This is a genomic window from Paraburkholderia sp. RL17-373-BIF-A (genome assembly GCF_046030175.1).
In the GTDB taxonomy this organism is placed as follows: domain Bacteria; phylum Pseudomonadota; class Gammaproteobacteria; order Burkholderiales; family Burkholderiaceae; genus Paraburkholderia.
Genome location: NZ_JARESO010000199.1, coordinates 1 through 2471 on the forward strand (window position 1 = coordinate 1; position 2471 = coordinate 2471).

General features: G+C 56.5%; 2 protein-coding genes and 1 pseudogene. All 3 read right to left on the reverse strand.

What is annotated here, in order from left to right; genetic code table 11:
- Positions 1-747: 747 nt before the first annotated feature.
- Positions 748-1050 carry a hypothetical protein gene (locus P0D80_RS49495; protein ID WP_408295882.1) on the reverse strand — a complete coding sequence of 101 codons (303 nt, stop codon included), beginning with the start codon at positions 1048-1050 and terminating at the stop codon, positions 748-750.
- Positions 1051-1311: 261 nt separating this feature from the next.
- A pseudogene (locus P0D80_RS49500) lies at positions 1312-1791 on the reverse strand (IS3 family transposase); the annotation flags it as partial.
- Positions 1792-1798: 7 nt separating this feature from the next.
- The coding region (locus tag P0D80_RS49505; RefSeq protein WP_408295885.1) for a transposase at positions 1799-2471 on the reverse strand (673 nt) is incomplete at its 5' end.

The window sequence follows — 2471 nt, forward strand, 5'->3', positions numbered from 1 at the left end:
ATTTGGTCGGCACCAAATTACCCAGCGGCCACCCCGGCGTCGAGAATGGCCGTCGTGAGGCGCTTACCGACCGCTTACGAGCCACAGGGGTGTACTCTCCGTATGGTCGGATCACGCCATAGAAGCCTGCTGGCTTGCCTGGCGCTTTCCCGATGTCAAGAAACGATTCGCCTGCCCGCCACCGCCGCAAAACCCCTGACTTGTCTTCTGGCGGCAACCCAGCCCGTCCCATTTGTGCCATTCGTTAACCCTCCCTCATTCGATATTAATAGGAGGGCGTTGCAACAATCCATTGAACCTGCCCAGTGCACAAGTACTCGATGCCATCGAAAAACTGATGCTCGCACAGTCGTCCAGCGTCGTGCCCCAAAGTTTACTCGGCAACGCGCTGACCTATCTGCATGGGCAGTGGCCAAGCAGATCCGTTATTTCCAGAACGGCAACTTTGTCGACGACGAGGCGCTGTTGCCGTGGCAAGATACCCGCCGATTTCCGCTGACCTTTCTCGCTATCACACAATATACGTCTCAGAGCACGCCTGAGTGGCGTCGTTCGTGGACAGCATACGAATATTACAACGAACGCACTCCGCACAAGGCACTGAAGTATCCTTCCCCCCGGGAGTTGCGCCGAACCGCTGCACCATTACTTAGCGATGTCCGAGTGTCTTGAATTACAGGGTCAACCCCACACTATCTCTCCGTCCTTCAAGTCGAAGTTGCACTGGACCCGTTGGAGGTAGCGATCTCAGTGCAGGTTCATGGTGATCAGGGCAATCCCGAGGCATGTGAAGAGTACACCACCCAGAAATAGGCGCCTGACTGTGTGTATGACTACGTGACTGTTACGCGGGTCTAGGCCCATCGCGAGCCAAAACGCGGCGCCGAAAAGAACAAGACTCACCGACGGCAAAGCAGCGAGGAGGAAATCAGCCTTTGTCCACGGTTTTGGCAAGTGAAATGCCCAATAACCGAAGAGCACGGCAACAGATGAAAAAATCGAAGCTGCTGCCGAACCCAGCGCTTGCAGAGACGAGACTGCATTGAGCATGGTCGACCTCTTTACGTAAAATCCCGCTACCCGAAGATTCTATCCCAATTGCGTATTTCGGCGAACGTGACCGCCGATTTCGGGAACGCGACCGATTCGGCAGGTTCGATGTTGCGCGGGGTCGATTCTAGGTTTTTGGATCAACTTTCGTCGAGTACGACCTCATTTGTTTGAGGCTTTGGAGCGGGCTTTCGAAGCGACTCGCCCTTTGGTGCAGCAAGGCAAAGCTGAGGTCGGTCGGAATCGGTGGAGGCCAACGCGTTAAGCCGCAGCACGATCCAGGTAGAATCGCTGCGTATATGCGGCAGGCGACAGGTAGCCGGGACGGGCCTGCGTGCGCTGCCGGTTGTAAAACATTTCGATGTACTCGCTGATGGCGAGTCTGGCCCGCTCCCGCGTGACGAATCGCTGATGATAGATCAGTTCGCTCTTTAGAGAATCCCGGAAAGATTCGATCGGCGCGTTATCGTAGCAGTTGCCGCGGCGACTCATCGATGCGCGCATGCCGAACTGCCTGACGAGCTTTTGGTAAGCCCGTGCGCAATATTGCGAGCCGCGGTCGGTGTGCTGAATCAGGCCGGGCTTCGGGCGTCGGCTTGAGACGGCGCGAAACAGCGCCTGCATCACCAAGTCTTTCGTCATGCGTTCGCTCATCGCATAGCCAACGATTTCGCCGCTGTACAGGTCCTTCAGGCCGGCAAGATATAACCATCCTTCGTCGGTCGCGATGTAGATACCGTCTTGAACGTCAAGACGATCGTGCCTCAGGGCGCACATAATCGTGACCGGATTTGAGCACGCCATGGCATAGATGCACGAGTTTTCGCATGCAGGCACCGAGCGCCGACATCCTGGTCTTTCCTTGGGCGCAGAGCCGCTCGTAAAAGTCCTTGATGTCCGGATCAATCTTCTTCGCTACGACCGCTGCCATATACAAAGAGGCTCGCACCCTTGGATTGCCGGCTTTGGAAAGGCGTGAGCGACCTCTCACGCTACTACCCGACTCGCACTTGATCGGCACGAGTCCGAGGTACGCGGCCGCTTCCTTGCCGCTGTGGAAGCTGTTTTCGGTAAGGATGGCGGCCATGCGCATCGCCGTTTTTTCGCCGACAGCAGGAATTGTGCGAAGACGCACGACGCTCTTGTTCAGCGTGTCGTTGGCGACAATGTGAAGGTCGATGATTTTGCGCATGGCCTTGCATTGTCCGTTCAAGAACTCAATGCAGGCGTCGATCGAAGACAAGATGCACTCGGCCGAACCTCGGGCAGCTGCCTGTTCTCGCCGATCTCGCTCGCGTCTGAGGTCGGCTTCCAGACAATCAAGGCGCATCAGCATTGCACTGAAGTCCTTTAAACCAGGCTCCGACGGGCGCCACTGTCTTGGCTGTGCGAGTCTGGAGTATTGCGCCAGAAGCACTGCA

What these genes read in the sequence shown, in the direction of transcription:
- P0D80_RS49495 (WP_408295882.1), bottom strand. Translation starts at nt 1,050, where the DNA reads ATGCTCAATGCAGTCTCGTCTCTGCAAGCGCTGGGTTCGGCAGCAGCT.